The sequence below is a fragment of the Gemmatimonas phototrophica genome (assembly GCF_000695095.2).
GTDB lineage: Bacteria > Gemmatimonadota > Gemmatimonadetes > Gemmatimonadales > Gemmatimonadaceae > Gemmatimonas > Gemmatimonas phototrophica.
Genome location: NZ_CP011454.1, coordinates 3669644 through 3688086, shown reverse-complemented (window position 1 = coordinate 3688086; position 18443 = coordinate 3669644). Strand labels below are relative to the sequence as shown.

Here is an 18443-nt window from a genome sequence, read left to right as displayed (position 1 = left end):
GTACCGCCTTTCCCATAGGACGCCCACGTCAGTCGGTGGTGACACGGCCAGTGGCCCACGGGTCACCTGGTTGGTGATGTGGCTGTCGTTCGCGGTCTTCCTGGTCATGCGTCCCTATGAGGGGATCGTGCATGACGCGCGGCTGTATGTGGGGTATGCCTTGGCACCATTGGATCCGGACGGAATCGGTCTGGACATTCTTTTCCAGCAGGACGGACAATCCGGATACTCCATCTATCCAGTCTTCTTGCGGGAGATGGTGCGCCTGATCGGTCCGGCGGCGGCTGCCATGGTCACTTCATATCTGGCACTCGCATTGTGGTTCCTCGGAGCCTGGCGCTTCGCAGGGCGGTTCGCTCCACGTGTAATGGGTGCTGGCGCACTGGCACTCGTTCTGGTTCTGGCAACCAGTCTGCATACCTACTACGGTGGGTCCACCACCTTCCATTTCGCCGAACCGTTTGCCTCGCCCAGGACACTGGCCGAGGCGTGTGTCCTCCTGGGACTGAGTTTCGCGCTCGGAGGGGCGGCTATCCCCAGTGCGTTATGGCTGCTCACGGCCATGGCCATCCACCCCTTGATGGCCATTGGCGGGGCGGCGGCTGCCGTTTTTGTCCTTCTCCCGTCGAACCGCATGCGCTGGTATGCGGCGGCGATGGGCGGGCTTGCTGTATGCGCACTGCTGTTGGGCGCTTGGTTCGGCGTACCACTGGGCGGGCTAACCGCTCGATTTGATGGGGAGTGGAAACGCGTCCTGCAGGATTACGGGTCTCTGGTTTTTCTGAGTGGATGGGAGCCGCTCGACTTCGCTCGGTTGCTTGTGCATCTGAGTACGGTGGCCATCGCGTACCGGCTGTTGACCGCAAAGGGCCAGCGCCTGCTTGTGGCCGTGGTGGTCATGGCCTGCTCCTCGCTGGCGCTCACCTTCGTTGGGGCGGATCACCTGCAAATGGTGCTGATTGCCCAGGCGCAGCCGTGGCGCGTCCTGTGGTTACTGGCCTTCGTCAGCGCGGTGCTGTTAGGAGTTATTCTCCTCTCGCTGCGTTCATCAGCACGCAATGCCAACGAAGCGGCCTTCCGAACTGCTGGCGCGTATACGCTGGTCTTGGCATGGTGTATGGTGGGCACCAGCACAGCGGCGGCAACGCTGTCGATGTTGGCCGCCTTCCTGTGGTGGCTACCCGCATTCCGCCCGGGCTTGACCGTCCCGGGCAGCTTAGTCCGTGTCGCACCGGTCGTGGCCTTGATGCTGCTCGCGGTGATTGCTGCGGCTGAAGCCAGCGTCGTACTGCCCCTCTATGCGGCGTCACCAGCGCGGGAAATGCTGTGGTTGTGGCCAACCTGGGTCCTGGCTGGGGTGCCACGCTTTGCAGTGGCGTGTGCTGTGGTTCCGGCGCTGGCTGGACTGTGGCCGGCCAAGGCCGCCCGGTCGTGGCAGCCGGTAACGGCGGCGGTACTGACATTGGCATTGTTCTTCACCTTCGACTCCCGGTCCCGTTATCAGCGTTCGGTTGAGCAGGGGTTGGTGCAACAGATGGCCACGGCCCGAACTGTCATCTCGGGCCCCGTGCTCTGGCCCGACGGTGAGCTTGAACCATGGGCTTTCCTGGGAAGTGCCGGCTACGGCTCAATCATCCAGGGAACCCCCCGGGTGTTCAGTCGGGACCTGGCGATGCAATGGGGGGCGAGAAGGCGCCAGCTGCTGTCGCTGGAAGCCAGCGTGAAGGATCCCCGCTATCGTCTTGGTATGGAGCGATTGTACCACTCGCCTGAGGCTATGCAGGAGCTCTGTTCGGCCGGCGATCCACCGACGGCCGTGGCATTGTTGGAGGCGCCCGGTTGGTCGCAGACGTCCACGCGGTTTGAGCTTCCGGCTCCACAGTTGTTGCCGCCTCAGGACCCTGGGCAACCCTGGGAGGTTCGATCGGTGGTGTACCTGGTGGCCTGCAGCGAATGGCAGGGGGCTTCGCGCCGGTGACCACCTGTCCCTGCGCTCGTCGTCAGTGGAGCTATCTAGATCCCTCCGCACGCTGATCTTATGGAACTGACCATTCTCATGCCCTGCCTGAACGAGGCGCGGACACTTGGCGTTTGTATTGCCAAGGCTCGCGCCTTTCTGGCGACGCATGCGATTACGGGTGAAGTGCTTATTGCCGATAACGGAAGCACCGACGGCTCGCAGACACTCGCGGTCAATGCCGGTGCGCGCGTGGTCCCCATCGCCGACCGTGGATATGGCGCCGCATTGCGAGGGGGGATCCAGGCCGCGCACGGCCGTTTCGTGATTTTTGGGGACGCCGACGACAGCTATGACTTTTCGGCGCTGCTTCCGTTTGTTGAAGCGCTCCGTGCAGGAGCCGAGGTGGTTGTCGGCAACCGGTTTCGGGGCGGCATTGGCCCGGGTGCCATGCCATTCTTGCATCGATACCTTGGCAATCCGGTCCTCTCCTGGCTCGGTCGTTTGTTTTTCAAGGTGCCGCTGGGGGACTTTCACTGCGGCCTACGCGGGCTGAATCGGCAGGCATTCGCGGCGGTGCCATTGCAGACCACGGGCATGGAGTTCGCTTCGGAAATGATCGTGCGTTCCAGTCTGCACGGTCTCAGGATCCGCGAGGTTCCCACCACGCTTCAGAAGGACGGGCGCGACCGCCCGCCGCATCTTCGCACATGGCGGGATGGATGGCGGCACCTTCGGTTCCTGCTGTCGTTCAGTCCGCGCTGGCTGTTTTTGTATCCGGGCCTTGCCATGATTCTTGGCGGGGGCGCGCTGATGCTGCGGCTCATGTATGGCCCGCTCCCAGTGGCGGGGGTGACATTGGATGTTCACACCATGCTGTATGCGGCCGCGCTGGTATTGGTCGGCGTGCAGGTGACGCTATTCGCCATCATGGCCCGCACGTACGCCATTACTGCGGGGCTGTTGCCGGCGGATCCACTGCTCAAGTCCCTGTGGCAGCGCATTACTCTGGAGACAGGTTTGGTGCTCAGTGCGGTCTTCATTGCGCTGGGAGTGGCGATCGGCGGCCTGGCGGTGGTCGGGTGGCGTGATCGCGCCTTCGGGTCAATCGATCCGGTGGACACCATGCGACTGGTGATCCCATCCATGCTGCTGCTGGTGATAGGGGTCCAGGGGTGCTTTGCCAGTTTCATCCTCAGTCTACTCGGGCTGCCCTCTGATCAACGGCGCGGCGCATGAAGTATCTGGATCGGGTCCTTCAGCGTTGGCGCATTCGTGTGGCCCTGGCACACGTGCCGCATGGTGCCGAGGTGTGCGACCTTGGCACGTTCGACGGGGCGCTGTTTGTAGAGGGTGCGAACAAAGGGATCTGGGGCGTTGGCGTGGACCCGGAAATTCACCGAACGCTGGAGCTCCCGCCGCGAGTCACCTTGGTGGAGGGGTACTTCCCCGATGCTGTGGATCCTGACCGTCGATTCGACGCGATCGTCGCCCTGGCGGTCATGGAGCACATTCCGCCGGACGCGCAACTCGCACTGTTGTCTGCCATACGGGACCGGCTCCGCCCGGGCGGGCTTCTCATCATGACGGTGCCGTCGCCGCTGGTCGACTGGATTCTGCCGGTGCTCAAGTTCCTGGGATTGATTGATGGGCAGAAGCTTGAGCAACACTATGGAATGGTAGTTCTTGAACTAAAAAGCAACTGCACGAAAAGCACGCTTGAACTAAAGGTTCACTCAAATTTTCAACTAGGACTAAACAATATCTTGGTCTTTCGAAGAACATAGTGCGAGCAATAAAGGCGGCGAGGAGGGAACAGGTAATACCAAGTACGTAGAAACTCTGTACGCGCGGGGTGTGAGCACGGCATTCACCTAACATAAGTGATGCTGTTGCCTACCCGCCAAAAAGTCCTCGGGTTCTGAGTTTGGATCTGGATTCAGAATGAACGCCCATCGACAAGTAATGGTTTGGGACAAAGAGCCAACTTATGGGGAGAAAGTCAGTAATGTCTTATTCAGACGAAGAAATCAATACAAGTAGCCGACCGATAGTTACAACTAACCATTCGAGCAGGGTTTCTCAACCGAGCATAGTATTCCTCGGTGCGTTAGGGCTTGGTGCAATTAGTTTGGGATTCATTCCGTTGGCTCAGTTTGCGACGCTTCTCGCCATTGGATTACCCTTTTGGTATTCAAGGGAGAATAAGCAGTTCATAAGAGTTGGGTTGTTATATTTTATCCACATTGGCGCTCTGGCGATATTTGTCGGCCTCCGAAGTTACGCGGACGAGACGGCACGCCCAGTGATTGTTGAGGCACCTATCACTTTTGATCTCTGGTTGGGCAATGGTCAACTTCCAACGCACATGCTACAGCAGTGGCTGTATAGCGAAGGCGATGTAGCATGGTATGATCAGCTCATGGCCGTTCTGTATGCCGGCCATTTTTTTGTTATCTGGCTTGCTGCGTTGTTCCTGTGGGCTAAAGATGAAGTGAGATTTTCTGCATTTATGCTGTCAAATGTACTTTGCTACTTCATTTCATTAGCTGTTCACTTCGCCTACCCGACGGCGCCACCGTGGCTTGCATCCCAGAACGAAGTCATAGAAAACGTTTCGCGAATTTTCCTGAAAGTTGGTAGCGAGCTTTCTCCCGAAGCCGTCAAGAAAGGAATAGATATTTCAGGGAATGATGTAGCAGCGATGCCGTCGGTACATATGATGGTGACTTGGCTCGTCTTTCTATCCGCAGCTAGAATCCACCTAGTAGTCTCGATACTTGCGGGCATATATGCGCTGCTCATGCTCTGGGGTATCGTTTACGGTGGTGAGCATTACCTAGTCGATGCCCTGATGGGAATCGCTATGGCGTCTTTCGGTTGGTGGACTACGCATCGTGTAATCCGTGGCCGATCAGATACCAAGTCTCGAAATTGAATGGGCAAAGTGATCTGTGGTCTGCAACCAATAGCCTGACCCAGCGCGACTCACATTTTGGCGGTAGTGTAGAGGCTGGCTCAAGCCCCGAGAGCGGGCGGAGGAGGACAGCAGATGCGGACCAGCAAGTACAGCCCGGAGCAGATCGCGCAGGCCCTGCGGCAGGCCGAGAGTGGCACGCCCATCGCGGAAATCTGCCGCAAGCTCCAGGTCACGGCGCAGACGTTCTACCGGTGGAAAAAGAAGTTCGGCGAGCTCGGCACCCCTGAGGTGCGCGAGCTGCGGCAGCTCGGGGAAGAAAACCGGAAGCTGAAACGGCTGGTCGCCGATCTCAGCCTCGACAAGACGATTTTGCAGGACTCCCTGCGAAAAGAATGCTGAGCCCAGCGCAGCGGCGGACGTGGGTGCGCTGGGTGCAGGAGGCGTATGCGGTCTCGGAGCGCCTGGCCTGTGATGCCGGCGGCGTCGCGCGCTCGAGCGTCCGCTACGCGAGTAGTGCGGCCCCGCAGGAGCCGCTGCGGCAGCGCCTGCGCGAGTTAGCACAGACGCGGGTGGCCTACGGGTATCGGCGTTTGCATGTGCTCCTGTGTCGCGAGGGCTGGCCCGTCAATCACAAGCGCGTGCAGCGGCTGTATCAGGACGAAGGGCTCACGCAGCACCGCAAACGACCGAAGCGACGCCGCAGCGCCGTACCTCGCGCTGCGCGCTTGCTGCCGGGCGCCGCCAACGAACGCTGGGCTATGGACTTCATCCACGATCAACTCGCCGATGGCACCGCGTTCCGCGTGCTGAGCATCGTCGATCTCTACACGCGCGAATGCGTCGGGCTCGTGCCGGCCATCCGGCTTCGCGCGGACGATGTGGTGGCCATGCTGAGCCGACTGCGCGACGAGCGTGGCATCCCCACGATCACTCAGTGCGACAATGGTGCCGAGTTCACGTCGGTCGCGCTCGACCACTGGTGCTGCTGGAATCAGGTGCGCGTTGACTTCAGTCGGCCTGGCAAACCGACCGACAACGCGGCCTTCGAAAGCTTCCACAACAGCTTCCGACGTGAGTGCCTCACGCAGCATTACCTTATCGATATCATCGACGCCCAACAGCAGATCGAGCAGTACCGGTCCGAGTACAATAACGACCGGCCCCACAGCAGCTTAGGTAACGTGCCACCGGCCCACTTCTGGGCCGCCATGGCGATCACCGCCAGCGTCTCCAGCTCCGCATAAAGTGAGTCTGGCTGGACCAGGTTTGGGGGCTAGAACAAACTAACCATCGGCCAACAGCAGGGGGGGGATCAGTAACTGGGGTCACGTCAAACGTTTATCCAGACTTCAAACGACGGTCTGATAGGTTCAAGTCAAGACTCGTAGAGCATACTTTGCTGAGTAATCCTTGTGGTCGAGTTGCACTGTGCGCCGAGTCAGCACGAAACGGACTTTTGGATCACCAAGCCATTCGCTTCTGATAAACATATTGCCCTTTAAGGCGGATATAGATGGAGCATAGTACAGATACCGCATCTCGTCTTGAGTGGGAGTTGAAAAGGCTGCTCGTCTTCTTCGCAATTGGCCTAGGGTACATAGTTGTCCTGAGAACGAGCGGCTTTATCGAACCTGACAAGAATTCTTTGCACATCTATTATCGGGTAATTGCAATCGCAGAGCCGTGGATTGTTACTTTAATGTTTTTTTTCTTCGCCTTTTTTTGGTGGAGCTTTCGTCGAGAAACGAGGAATGTAGCTAACACTATTGGATCCGAGCAGCACATCGAGAGGAACGTTAGCTGGTTTTCAGTTGGGATGGCCGCGTTAGGCATCGCTTTGGCCACATGGTTTGCGCGTGGCTTAATTACCGAAGGCACACTTTTCTCGATGGATGAATACGGTGCTGCATTACAATCAGAAATGCTGGCAAAGCGCGAGCTGACTTCGACATTCCCTGCTCAGTGGAAACAATGGCGAAATGCCGTTACACCTGTGTTCGTTCAACGGGGAAATGACGGTAGTTCATGGGTGTTGATGTATCTTCCAGGCTATTCGTTCCTTAGCGTACTGTTTAATCGCTTCGGTGCAGACGGATGGCTAAACCCATCCCTTACCGGTCTTGGAATGGTGGCAATTGCAGGGCTGTCCCGGCAGGAATGGCGCGGCCAAGCGGAGCGACAGTGGGTAGCTATCCTGGTTTACTCTGGGAGTACTCAGGTGCTTGCTACTAGTTTGACGGGGTATGTGATGCCTGCGCATTTGACCATGAATCTTTTCTGGTTATGGGCTCTCCGGTCAAAATCCCGAGTTAGATACCTCACTGCCCCACTTGGCTTTTTTGCGTGCGTTCTGCATCAGCCAGTGCCGCATCCGCTGTTTGCGCTACCATTCCTGACTCGCAAGTTGCGCGAGCAGGACTGGCGATTGTTGATGGCTTGCGCCACAGCATACGCTTGCGCTTTTACCTCGTTGCTCTACTGGTCTCATCTTGGGGGAGTGGTAAGAGGAGCACTCTCATTACCAACACTCGGGCACCTTTTCGTCCTTGTGGCGAACGTTGTTCTCCTTGCCGCATGGAATACGCCGATCGCGGCAGTTCTCTTAAGCATGGCCATAAAGGGCCGACGAAGACTGGAATCTTTTGAGGGCGACCTGTTTGCAGGGATTCTTTTGAGTCTTGGTTTCTATCTGTTCTTTAGCATGGTGAATCAAGGCCACGGTTGGGGGTGGCGCTATGGCCATCAGGTATTGGGCAATCTCGCCCTGATCTCGGCTGCTCTTTGGCCATGCTTTACCGCTCAAGTCGGTTCTATAGCGGCACGAAGGGCATTGAAGTCTTCCTTATTGTTTACCGTACTAGTGCAAGTTCCCTACCGAGCGTGGGAAGTACAGCACTTCACGCGACCGTTTACTCTCGCTCATAATTGGCTTAGTCGCGTCGATGCTGATGTGGTAATAGTCCCCTCCGACTCAGTATGGTACGGGCGTGATCTAATTCGAAACTCACCTGGTTTGTCAAACAGGCCCATTCTGGTGGATGGGGCCGTTGCCGCCGAGATTGGGATACAGCACTTGCCAGTCGACTCAAAGGCTAAGGTAATGCGCGTTTCGGTCGAAGAGCTTAGATCGCTCGGCTTGGAGGCAATCAAGTAGCTTACGGTTTGGTATGCCCACACCCCTCTCCTTCTCCCGTAACGAACTCGCCGGTGCGTTCGGTGACCTCGGCACCGATCTCCCCCTTTTGGTCGGGGTGGTGATGGCCACAGGCATGGACGCCCCCGCCGCGTTTGTGGCCTTCGGGTTACTTCAGATCGGTTCGGGGCTCATTTACCGGCTCCCTATGCCGGTGCAGCCGCTCAAGGCCATGGCTGCGATTGCCATTGCCGGGAAAATTGCGCCCGCGCTCCTCGCGGCGGGGGGGCTCATCGTCGGCTTCACCATGCTCGCGCTGGCCAATTCCGGCGCCCTAGAATGGATTGCCCGCACCGTTCCCAAAGCGGTGGTGCGCGGTATTCAGGTGGGACTGGGGCTTCAGCTGCTCAACCTAGCCCTCACTCGCTTCATTCCGGGAGGAGGCACCAGCGGATGGCTGCTCGCCGCCGCCGCCATTGGCCTTATTGTCGCTTTGCGCGGAAACCGACGCCTACCTGCGGGCATTGCCGTTCTGGCACTCGGGCTCACTTGGGCCGCCTTCAACTGGCCCCAAGACTTCCCCGAACTTTGGGGCTTCCAGCTCCCTTCGCTGCCTACCCGCTGGCCAACCCCCAATGAATTTGGACGCGCCGCCCTGCTGCTCGCGCTCCCACAAATTGCGCTCTCCCTAGGCAATTCTGTGCTCGCCACCAAACAGGTAGTGGCTGACTTGTTTCCTGATCGAGCCCCCCTCACGGTAAGCCGCATTGGAAACACCTACGGCCTCATGAATCTCCTCGCCGCCCCGTTGGGTGGGCTACCGGTCTGTCACGGGTCGGGCGGTATTGCTGCTCACTACTTCTTTGGCGCCCGCACCGGCGGCAGCGCCGTGATTTACGGAGGGGCGCTGGTGTTGGCGGGGCTCTTTCTCGTGGGAGCGCCCAGCGCCTTCCAGCGCCTGGTGCCCGGCCCTATCCTTGGGGCGCTCCTAATCGTGGAGGCCCTCACCGTGCTCCTTTTGGTCCGGGATCAATGGCGCACCCCGGCGGCGTTTGCTCTCTCGATCGCCTGCGGCCTGACTGCCGCCTTCGCTCCTTACGGGTATGCCGTCGCCTTATTGGGAGGTGCGTTCGTAGGCCGTGTCATGCGACGTCAGATGGAGTCATCTGTCCCCAGTTGAACGTTTATATGTGTTTCATGGACGCAGTCTCGCAATTACCATCGACGCTCCGCACTCGTAGGCTGATGGGCCTCATCATAGCGTTATTCGTGGCGATCGAAAAGAAAACGGGTCGTCTTAACAGGCCGCTTTCGATACACAAGAGCATGGCCACCACAAAAAAGCGTGATGAAATCCAAAATTGGAGCGGCGCCAACTTAAATATGTATTCAATTAGGCACGACACGTCTGTCACGCGATTGCCCAACCAATGCGTTCAGATGGCTTAAGGTGGGGATCAGCAAGGCGAGGTAAGGCAAGAAAAAAAGTCTAGGGATGAAATGCATATGCTTTAATGACATGGCAGGCATGGTAGCAACCCAGCAAAGGGAGCAAACCATACATAACGCAAATGTACTGAATGGACGAAGAGCGTCTCGGCGACTTACAATCCATCTCGGACCGCGGAGCGCAACTAATGACAGCCAGAGAAACAATGGTTGCCAGCCAAAGTGTCGTGAATTTGGAATGAAAAACTCTCTCAAGTATCCTTGAATGGCTTGCGCCACAATAACTCTCGATGCGAGTCCACCATTGTCATGTACTCTGTGAGTAGCTCGTCCGAACCAATCGGCGAACGCAGAATCGAAGTTGCCATAAAATGATACTACCTGAAGAAAATGCAGCGAAAGTGCCAACACGAAGCATCCCCCCGCAATCAAGGCCGCTTCTAGTGACAAACGGGGAAGTGTTCTCTGGTCCGTTACGTTGCCCATGATCATCGGCAAAAGAACCGGGGTCGCCGTAACAATAAAGAGATAGTCGAATGATAGGCATCCTTGAAGGAAGCATATCACTGCCATTCCTGATAACTTCCAACGAGTATAAGCGTTACTGCTGATTGCTCCGACTATTAGCCAACATTCAATTAGGTATAGCGACAGCGCATAACCTTGATAGTGAGTGCCCGACATGTATTGAAATGTCATGGGAAGCGCGCCAGTGAGCAGCACCCCTAGATGGCCCGCTGGGCCTCCCACAGAATCACGAAGCCGTGTGCACCAGAGTGAAAGTGAGAGCAGTCCAATAAGGACAGGCAAAAGTCGGAACAACTGTGGATGAAACCCAAAGCGCTGCTCCATTGCCCCTAGCATTAACATCGGAAGCGGCGGATAGCGGGTATACACACCGTGCGGAAGGTCCGTGGCATCAGAATTCGAATCTCCAGTCTCAACCTTGTAGCGAAGGTCGGCGACCCACCCATCGTCTAAAAAGCGAGGTACTGATAGTATGTCAGGGAGCCCCACATTGGACCACAGCCCGTGTTCGGCGTAAAAGCCACTTGCTCGGAACGCGTCGGCCTCGCTATACGGGTCGCCAATGTGACTCGGGGAGAGGCCGGCGCCAATTCTTTCCAACAAGAGGAACTGTCCTGCCGTTAGCAGGCACAGGGCTAGTATAAGACTCCAGTGGCGTCGAAAAAACATTGCCATTCAAAACTGAGTATTGATGTATTTCGCCATGATAACTTGTGTGATAAATGAAGAATATGCTCATGAAACCAATCAATCTGACGTGACCCCAGTTGCTGATCCACCCCTGCTGTTAGCCGATGGTTGATCAAGAATGTACAGCGTGTAGCTGATCCTGCAGGTACGCGACGTATTCGTCTGGTGTTCTTCCTCCCAGTTGTCCATGCGGACGGACCGTGTTGTAGTCCAGTCGCCATGCTTCAATGGTGGCCTTGGCATCGGCCAGGTCGAGGAACCAATGCTCGTTCAGGCACTCGTCCCGGAAGCGTCCATTGAAGCTCTCGATGAAGGCATTCTGCACGGGACGTCCTGGTTCGATGAACGCCAGTGTGATACCGTGGTGATCGGCCCACTGATCCAGCGCTTCACTGTGGAACTCGGGCCCGTTGTCGCACACGATGCTGGGCGCGTAGCCGCGCGACCGCGCCACGCGATCCAGCGCCGCGATGACGCGCTCGGCCGGCAGCGAGCGCTCCACCTCGATGACGAGGCACTCCCGCGTCGCGTCCTCCACCACGGTCAGATTCCGAAACCGGCGCCCATCGGCCAACGCATCGCTGACGAAATCCATGCTCCATCGCTGGTTGGCCCCGCTGATGGCCAGCTTGGGGACGCGCTCGAGTGCCACACGCTTCCGTGGTCGCTGGCGCACGTGCAGCCCGGCCTCGCGGTAGACGCGCTGCACGCGCTTGCGATTGACCCGCAGCCCTTCGCGGCGCAGCAACCGATACAGCCGGCGATAGCCCCACCGCGGGCGCAGGATTGCCAGCGTCCGCAGGCGCTCGCCCAGCGCCGCATCATCCTTGGTCGACTGGTAGCGCTGCGACGAGCGCGCGAAGCCCGTGTAGCGGCACGCTTGGCGCTCCGAGAGGCCGGCGGATTCCATCGCGTGCTCGACGACCGTCCGCCGCTGCTCGGGCGTCACCACTTTTTTCCCAGCAGGTCTTTCACCACCTGGAGATTCAGCGCTTGGTCCGCCACGAGCCGCTTGAGCTGCCGATTCTCTTCCTCGAGCGCTTTCAGCCGTTTCGCTTCCGAAACCTGCAGGCCACCGTACTTCTTCTTCCAGCGATACAGCGTTTGCTCAGTGACCCCGTGGCGCCGTACCAAGTCCGCCGTCTTCGCCCCCGCGTCCCACTCGTGCAGCACCGCCACGATCTGGGCCTCCGTAAACCGACTCTTCTTCATGCGTCCCCCTTGGGCTGGGACTAACATGCAGTCTGGATCAGGATTCGGGGGTCACGTCAAATCTCCACTTGTCTTCAGGCTTTGGGTTTGAGGAAGCTGATCTACACTGCCACCCCTCAAAAGTTCGTTGCGAGAGTGGGTTGTGGGCGTGATTACCAAAAAGTGGAACCACTCACGGTCCGCCGGATCGGCAATACCTACGGCCTCATGAATCTGATCGCAGCCCCTCTGGGCGGGCTGCCAGTCTGCCACGGCTCCGGTGGCGTGGTGGGCCATCACTTCTTTGGCGCCCGCACCGGCGGCAGTGCCGTGATCTACGGAATGGCATTGGTCGCGGCCGGATTCTTCCTCGTGGGAGACCCCGCCGCGTTCCAACGACTGGTGCCCGGCCCCATCCTCGGCGCGCTGCTCCTCGTCGAAGCCATCACGGTGCTGCTCCTGGTCCGGGATCAATGGCACACCCCGACCGCGTTTGCCCTCGCGATAGCCTGCGGGGTCACCGCCGCCTTCGCCCCCTACGGGTATGCGGTCGCGCTGTTGGGCGGTACATTCGTGGGACGCGTCATGCGACGTCGTCCGGAGCCCCATGTCCCTGCCTGAATTGTAAATCGGAGTTTATGCCAGCAGGTTGGGTACTGCCGTCGCCGCTCCACACTCGTCGCCTGCTGGGCTTTGCCCTCGCGACGTTTCTGGCGCACGCGCTCTCCCTCTCCTTCATCCGCTTTGGCGGTCCGCTCGCCCCCGCTTGGCCGCCCGTTGGTCTCGCCCTCGCCGCGCTCATTTCGCTCCCGCGCAGCCACCGGCCACTGATCATTGGTGGCTACATCGCCATCGATACGGTCTCCAATCTGTTGCAGGGCTTCGCGACCCCTCCGGCCATTGCCTACCTCGGGGTGAGTCTGGGCGAAATGCTGCTTGCCGAGGCGCTGCTGCGACGCTTTGCCTCCTTGCCGCTTCGCTTCGCCCGCCTGCGCGATGTTTTTGTGCTCCTCGCCGCAACCGGTGGTGCCACCGCACTCGCCAGCATTCCGTCTGCATTCATCGCCCGCTCTTTCAGTGGCGCGCCGTTCCTCGAATCAGCGGCCGTGTGGTGGGTTGGCGACGTGATTGCCTTTGTCGTCATCACCCCGCTTACGGTCCTCGTGCTCGACCGGCCGCCCTCGCGTGCGCCGGGGCGGACCCCGGTGGGGTGGGCGCTGGAAACGCTCCTCATGCTGGTGGTGATTCTCGCGGCATCGGTTGGGTCGTACCTGGAGCGAGGGCTGGTTGGTGAAGTGAATATGGGCCCCTACATGATGGTGGTCCCGGTGCTCTGGGCCACGCTGCGGTTCGGGCAGATTGGCGCCATGCTGTCGGTACTGGAGATCGCCGCAGTGGGCATGACAATGCTCATGGCCGATCACCCGTTGGCGTTTGGGGGTAATACCCCGGCCGGCTCCCTCATTGTGCTCCAGGTGTTTTTGGGCGTGCTCGCCATTACGTCGCTCGTGCTGGCCACCGCGCTGCGTGAGCAGCAGGAAACAGCCCTTGAGAATGCCCGCGTGGTGGAGGCGCTAAAGACCAGCGAGCAACGGCTCCGCCAAAGCCAGAAAATGGAAGCCATTGGCCAGCTGGCCGGCGGCGTGGCGCACGACTTCAACAACGTGCTCGCCGCCGTCATGATGCAACTGGAGGAGTTGCGATTGGTGCGCGAGATGCCCCGCGTTGCCCGCGAACTCATCACCGATGTGGAAACATCGGTACAGCGCGCCGCGCGACTCACCCGACAGCTGCTGGTCTTCAGCCGTCAGCAGGCCATGCAATCGCAGGTGCTCGACCTCAATACGCTGGTGCGCACGCACGCCAAACTGCTCAAGCGTGTGGTTCCCACATCGCACACGCTTTCCGTGTCGTGTCACCCGGGCCCGCTGGTGGTCTCGGCCGACAGCGGCATGGTGGAGCAGGTGCTGCTGAATCTGGTGCTCAACGCGCGCGATGCACTGCCCCAGGGGGGCAGCATTGTGATAGCCACCGCCCTGCGTGAACAGACCAGTACGGCGCCTGACTTGCCCGCCGGTCGTTACGCGGTGCTCAGTGTGCGAGACAACGGCACCGGCATTGCCGACGAGCACATGCCACGGTTGTTCGAGCCATTCTTTACCACCAAGCCGCCGGGACAGGGAACGGGGCTCGGTCTCGCGACCGCGTACGGCATTGTGCAGCAGCATAAAGGGACGCTGCGTGCCACATCCATCTTGGGCCGCGGGACCACCATGGACGTCTGGATCCCGCTCTCCAACGAACCACTGCCAGCGGATCTCGTCGCCGGCGGCGAGGCGCTCAGTCACGATTCGGGGGAGCACCAGCTCCGGGCCTCGGTGCTGGTGGTGGAAGATGAGCCTACGGTGCGTCGGCTCATGGAACGGGTGCTCGAACGTGAGGGGTATGTCGTGTATTCGGCGTCCACGGGCGCCGAGGCGCTGGAATGGTGTGCGCGAAAGGGGACGACCCTCGATCTGGTCATTACGGATCTGGTCATGCCGGGCGGCATGAGCGGCACGGCGCTGGGGCGCGAGCTGCGACAATTGTTCCCCGAACTCCCCGTGGTGTACACCAGCGGGTACGATCCCGAATACGACCCGTCCGACGTGACCATGCTGCCAGGGGAGAACTTCATTCCCAAGCCGGCCAGTACGGAGCAGATCCTGGCGGTGGTCAAACGCCAGCTGGCGCTCCGCACCCGCTAACCCACCCCCTCACATCCGGTTATCGGTATCCGGAAGGCGGCGGGGCACCGGAAACCCGGGCCCCGACTGCCCCGTACCATGGCAGGTCTGGTATCTTTTGGCTGGTCAGCCGTGTAGCAGTGTCTGTTGGCTCAGGCCGTTCCACCCCAGCGCGTGCCGCTGGTCACATCTTTCCTTTTCGAGCGCCCCATGAACATTCGTCGTCGCGTTGTTGCGGCTCTTTCCATGATCGCCGCGTCCGCCAGCATCGCCGTTGCCGCTCCGCGTATCCTGGCCGATGTCTCCGGCAAGTGGGCCGTGACGGTGGCTACCCCCGATGGTGGTACGCAGCCCTCCACCATGACCGTCACCCAGAAGGCGGACTCGTTGTCCGGCTCCATTGAATCGCAGCTCGGCACGGCGCCCATGACTGGCGTGGTGAAGGGTGACTCCGTGATGTTCGCCTTCCAGCTGGACATGGGCGGACAGGCCTTGGTGATCAACGGCGCGGGCGTGCTGAAGGACAAGGACAACATGAGTGGTGTGCTCGACGTGAGCGGCATGGGCGCGTTGCCCTTTACCGCCGTTCGCCAGCCGTAACCCCGAGCGCGCGCCACCGTTCCACCAGCTGTACGAACTCGGCGCGATAGCCTCCAATGTCTTCCCCCAGCGCCGCGCGGGCCTGCTCCAGGACCTGCGCGGCGCTGCTGTTTCCCTTGTACTCGCTGTCGCGCAGCAGCATGCCGAAGCTCGCCACGGCCGACACGAAGCGCATGTCCTGACTGGCCCGCACCGTGCGCGACGGCACCGCATGGGACATGAGCTGACTGGTGGACTGCCCCGGACGCTTGTAGCGCAGTTTCACGAAGAGCAGTTCGTCGGCGCCTCCTGATGCCGGTGCCCCCATGCTGCGATCGGGGGTGACATAGCGCAGCGAGTCGATGCCACGAATGTTCACCGTGCCACGCACGCCCACCGGCACCACCTCGTAGAGTGCGGTGACCTGATGCCCTGCGCCAATGTCGCCGGCATCCTTGGTGTCGTCGTTGAAGTCTTCGGTGGCGAGCAACCGGTTCTCGTAGCCAATAAGGCGGTACGCCTGCACCGCGGCCGGGTTGAACTCCACCTGCAGCTTCACGTCGTTGGCCACTGTGAGCAGCGTGGCGCCCATCTCTTCCACGAGCACCTTTCGTGCTTCCGAAATGTTGTCCACGTAGGCCGCGTTGCCGTTCCCCACCTTGGCGAGCTTTTCCATCTTCGACGCCTGGTAGTTGCCGGTGCCAAAGCCGAGCACCGTGAGATAGGTGCCCTCGCGTCGGCGCTGCTCCACCATGCGTTCGAGTTCGGAATCACTGCTGGGCCCCACGTTGAAGTCGCCGTCGGTGGCGAGAATGACGCGGTTGTTGCCGTTGGGGAGGAAGTGTTCGCGGGCGGTGCGATAGGCCAGGTCAATGCCCGCGCCACCGGCCGTGGAGCCACCCGCCTCCAGCCGATCGAGCGCGCTCAGTATGCGCACCTTTTCGTCGCCACTGGTGCTGGGGAGCACGAGCCCTGCGGCACCGGCGTAGGTCACGATGGCGACGCGATCCTGCGGCCGCAGCTGATCCACCAGCAGGCGCAGCGCCTGCTTCACCAGTGGCAGCTTGTTCCACTCGTTCATCGAGCCCGACACATCGAGCAGGAACACAAGATTGTTGGGCGGCAGGTTCGCGGTCTCGATACGCTTGGCCTGCAGCGCCACGCGCACCAGCTTGTGCTGCGGCTGCCACGGCGCGGCAATCACTTCACTGCTGATGGACACCGGATCGTTGCCGCGTGGCTCGGGCAACTGATACGGGAAGTAGTTGATGAACTCCTCAATGCGCACGGCATCCTTGGGCGGACGCGTGCTGCCCTGGAGGAACCGCCGCACGTTGGTGTACGAAGCGCGGTCCACATCGATGGAGAAGGTGCTGAGCGGGTTGTTCTTGACGCCGAGGAACGGGTTGTCCTCGATGCGGTCGTATTGCTCGCGGTTCATGCGGCGAATGGTGCCCGCCTTTCCGTTGTCGGCGGCCACCCTTTCACCGCTATTGATCGGACGCACGGCCACGATGCGTCCCATGGGTGCTGGCGGTGCACCGGCTACGGTGGCAATGGAGGCCGGCGCGTTGGAGGCACGCTCGGGGCGGGATCGTTCCGCCGTTACCACCGTCTGACTGAGTGACATGGTTGTACGCGCCATTGTGAACGACACGTTGACCGTATCGCCCGGCGCCAGCCGCTGCACTCTCGACATGGCATAGCCAATGAGTCGCGCGGTGAGATATACCGTGCCGCCGGCTGGCCGTGTCGCGAGCGTGATTGTATACCTTCCGCCAACATCCGTGATGGCTCCTGCTTGTCTTGCGTTTGTGCTGGCGTCGGCCATCACCGCGACTCCCACGTTGGCCAATGGCAGCTGTGTTGCGGCGTCACGTACGAAGCCGGTGATAACCAACGGCCGTGCTTCGACCGGCGCCGTCATTTCGCTCGCCGCCGCTACACGCAAAGCGGCGACGGGCGCGGTTGACGCCACCGCTGGCGGCGCTGGAGCGGGCGCTGCCTGCGCCACCAACGATGGCGCCGTTGGCCGAGGCGCCGCTCCGGCCGCGAGATCGGCCGCTTCCGCCACTACTTGTGGGCGTGCTGCCTTTGCGGCCACGCGATTGGCTGCGGCTTCCGCCGTGCGCGCCATGGCTTTAGGAGCCGTGGCGGGTGCGGCCACAGACGGGGTATCGGCACGCGGTGGCGCCGCCGCCACTACCGCGGTATCGGCAGCGACGGGCATGGGCTCCGCGGCGACGGGTTGCGGCGAGGCGGGTCGTGGGGCCGTACCACGATCGCGCAGCACCACAGTGCCCCCCACCACGAGGAACAGCGCGGCCGCGGCGCGAACCGTCCACCCCTGAGTCCAGCGCGACCGGGGCGCTGATCCTGCCGCCACGCGCATGGCGGTGCGGGCCGCATCGGCCATTGGCACCACGCCTCCCGGCACCGTATCCAGCCCACCCAGAATGCGGCTGCTGGCCGCCATCAGGCCACGCGCTTCGGCCACCATGGCCCCACACGATGCGCACGTCGCCACATGCTCTTCCACCCGGGTGGCCGACGCGGTGTCAAACGCCCCGTCCAGCCACGTGTGCACCGTGCCTTCATCCACATGGCCGGCCGCGTCGAATACCGGCTCCAAACGCTCGCTGGAGACTTCAAATTGATTAGGCAACACCTGACCCCTCCTTGGCGGCGCGGTCGCCCGTACGGGACCGCTGCAGCGCTTCGTAGACCTCAACCAGGCGGCGACGGGCGCGCGAGAGCGTTGTGCCAACGCTCCCCACGCTCAGCCCGAGGGCCGCAGCGATTTCGTGATAGTCCAACCCTTCTTCGCGCAGCAGCAGCGCCATGCGATCGCGTTCGGCCAGCGCATCCACGGCCTCGCGGGCCAGCGCCTGTTCGCGCAGTTCATCAGCCAGCCGTTCTGCGGTCACGGTCTCCGGCTCCGCCGGCCCCTCGGCATCCACCTGGGCCTTGATCAACGAAAGCCGTTTCCGTTCCCGGGCGTCCCGGCGGGCTTCGTCGCGTACCAGGTTGGTGGCCACCGCAAAGAGCCAGGCACGCTCCCGCGCCACCGGCCCGTGCCGCATGGCCCGCAGGAAGGTCTCCTGCGCCAGCTCCTCGGCGAGATCACGGTCGCCCAATCGTCGCGTGAGGTACCGCACGACGGGCCCGTGATACTCCCGGAATAATCGTTCGAGATAGTCCATGGTTGGGAAATGGTGGTGACGTGCTCACGACCCGGGTGCCACGACTCAGTCACCCTGTAGGACGCCA

At 60.8% G+C, this 18443-nt stretch carries 13 protein-coding genes; 10 read left to right on the top strand and 3 right to left on the bottom strand.

Translation table 11 applies throughout. The features are described from left to right. The first annotated feature begins 76 nt into the window (after positions 1-76). From GEMMAAP_RS15600 to GEMMAAP_RS15570, 7 genes are all read left to right on the top strand, one after another. Complete coding sequence (locus tag GEMMAAP_RS15600) at positions 77-1978, top strand: hypothetical protein (RefSeq protein WP_026848462.1); 1902 nt, start codon at positions 77-79, stop codon at positions 1976-1978. A gap of 60 nt (positions 1979-2038) precedes the next feature. Continuing rightward, positions 2039-3196 (top strand): glycosyltransferase family 2 protein, encoded by a 1158-nt coding sequence (locus GEMMAAP_RS15595; protein WP_053333653.1) that lies wholly within the window; start codon positions 2039-2041, stop codon positions 3194-3196. After that, a complete protein-coding gene (locus GEMMAAP_RS15590) occupies positions 3193-3744 on the top strand; it encodes a class I SAM-dependent methyltransferase (RefSeq protein ID WP_026848464.1) in 552 nt (183 codons plus the stop codon). The genes GEMMAAP_RS15595 and GEMMAAP_RS15590 overlap by 4 nt, the downstream gene beginning before the upstream one ends. A 221-nt stretch (positions 3745-3965) precedes the next feature. Continuing rightward, positions 3966-4895 carry a phosphatase PAP2 family protein gene (locus tag GEMMAAP_RS15585; RefSeq protein ID WP_158514890.1) on the top strand — a complete coding sequence of 310 codons (930 nt, stop codon included), beginning with the start codon at positions 3966-3968 and terminating at the stop codon, positions 4893-4895. Between the two features lie 114 nt (positions 4896-5009). Further along, a protein-coding gene (locus GEMMAAP_RS15575) for an IS3 family transposase (RefSeq protein WP_425482917.1) occupies positions 5010-6121 on the top strand; the annotation gives its coding sequence in 2 pieces (ribosomal slippage) (positions 5010-5259 and positions 5259-6121; 1113 coding nt in all). A 269-nt stretch (positions 6122-6390) separates the two neighbouring features. Further along, entirely contained in the window at positions 6391-8031 is a 1641-nt protein-coding gene (locus tag GEMMAAP_RS20360) for a hypothetical protein (protein WP_145979170.1), read from the top strand. A 13-nt stretch (positions 8032-8044) separates the two neighbouring features. Continuing rightward, positions 8045-9190: a putative sulfate/molybdate transporter gene (locus GEMMAAP_RS15570; protein WP_043579406.1), complete on the top strand. Its 1146-nt coding sequence runs from the start codon at positions 8045-8047 to the stop codon at positions 9188-9190. Positions 9191-10789: 1599 nt separating this feature from the next. Here the strand turns inward: GEMMAAP_RS15570 and GEMMAAP_RS15560 are convergent. Beyond that, a protein-coding gene (locus GEMMAAP_RS15560; RefSeq protein ID WP_425482937.1) for an IS3 family transposase occupies positions 10790-11889 on the bottom strand; the annotation gives its coding sequence in 2 pieces (ribosomal slippage) (positions 10790-11628 and positions 11628-11889; 1101 coding nt in all). 135 nt (positions 11890-12024) lie between these two features. On the opposite strand from GEMMAAP_RS15560, the gene GEMMAAP_RS15550 reads away from it, so the two are divergent. The 3 genes from GEMMAAP_RS15550 to GEMMAAP_RS15540 all read left to right on the top strand — a co-directional run bounded on the left by GEMMAAP_RS15550 (position 12025) and on the right by GEMMAAP_RS15540 (position 15194). Next, positions 12025-12489: a putative sulfate/molybdate transporter gene (locus GEMMAAP_RS15550; RefSeq protein WP_338011317.1), complete on the top strand. Its 465-nt coding sequence runs from the start codon at positions 12025-12027 to the stop codon at positions 12487-12489. 17 nt (positions 12490-12506) lie between these two features. After that, complete coding sequence (locus tag GEMMAAP_RS15545) at positions 12507-14615, top strand: hybrid sensor histidine kinase/response regulator (protein ID WP_053333654.1); 2109 nt, start codon at positions 12507-12509, stop codon at positions 14613-14615. 189 nt (positions 14616-14804) lie between these two features. Then, the gene (locus tag GEMMAAP_RS15540; protein ID WP_026848472.1) at positions 14805-15194 is read left to right on the top strand and encodes a hypothetical protein; all 390 of its coding nucleotides are present in this window, start codon (positions 14805-14807) and stop codon (positions 15192-15194) included. On the opposite strand, the gene GEMMAAP_RS15535 is transcribed toward GEMMAAP_RS15540, so the two are convergent. Then, entirely contained in the window at positions 15172-17841 is a 2670-nt protein-coding gene (locus GEMMAAP_RS15535) for a YfbK domain-containing protein (protein ID WP_202969151.1), read from the bottom strand. The genes GEMMAAP_RS15540 and GEMMAAP_RS15535 overlap by 23 nt on opposite strands. Further along, entirely contained in the window at positions 17831-18376 is a 546-nt protein-coding gene (locus GEMMAAP_RS15530; RefSeq protein ID WP_053333655.1) for a sigma-70 family RNA polymerase sigma factor, read from the bottom strand. The genes GEMMAAP_RS15535 and GEMMAAP_RS15530 overlap by 11 nt, the downstream gene beginning before the upstream one ends. Between the last annotated feature and the right edge of the window lie 67 nt (positions 18377-18443).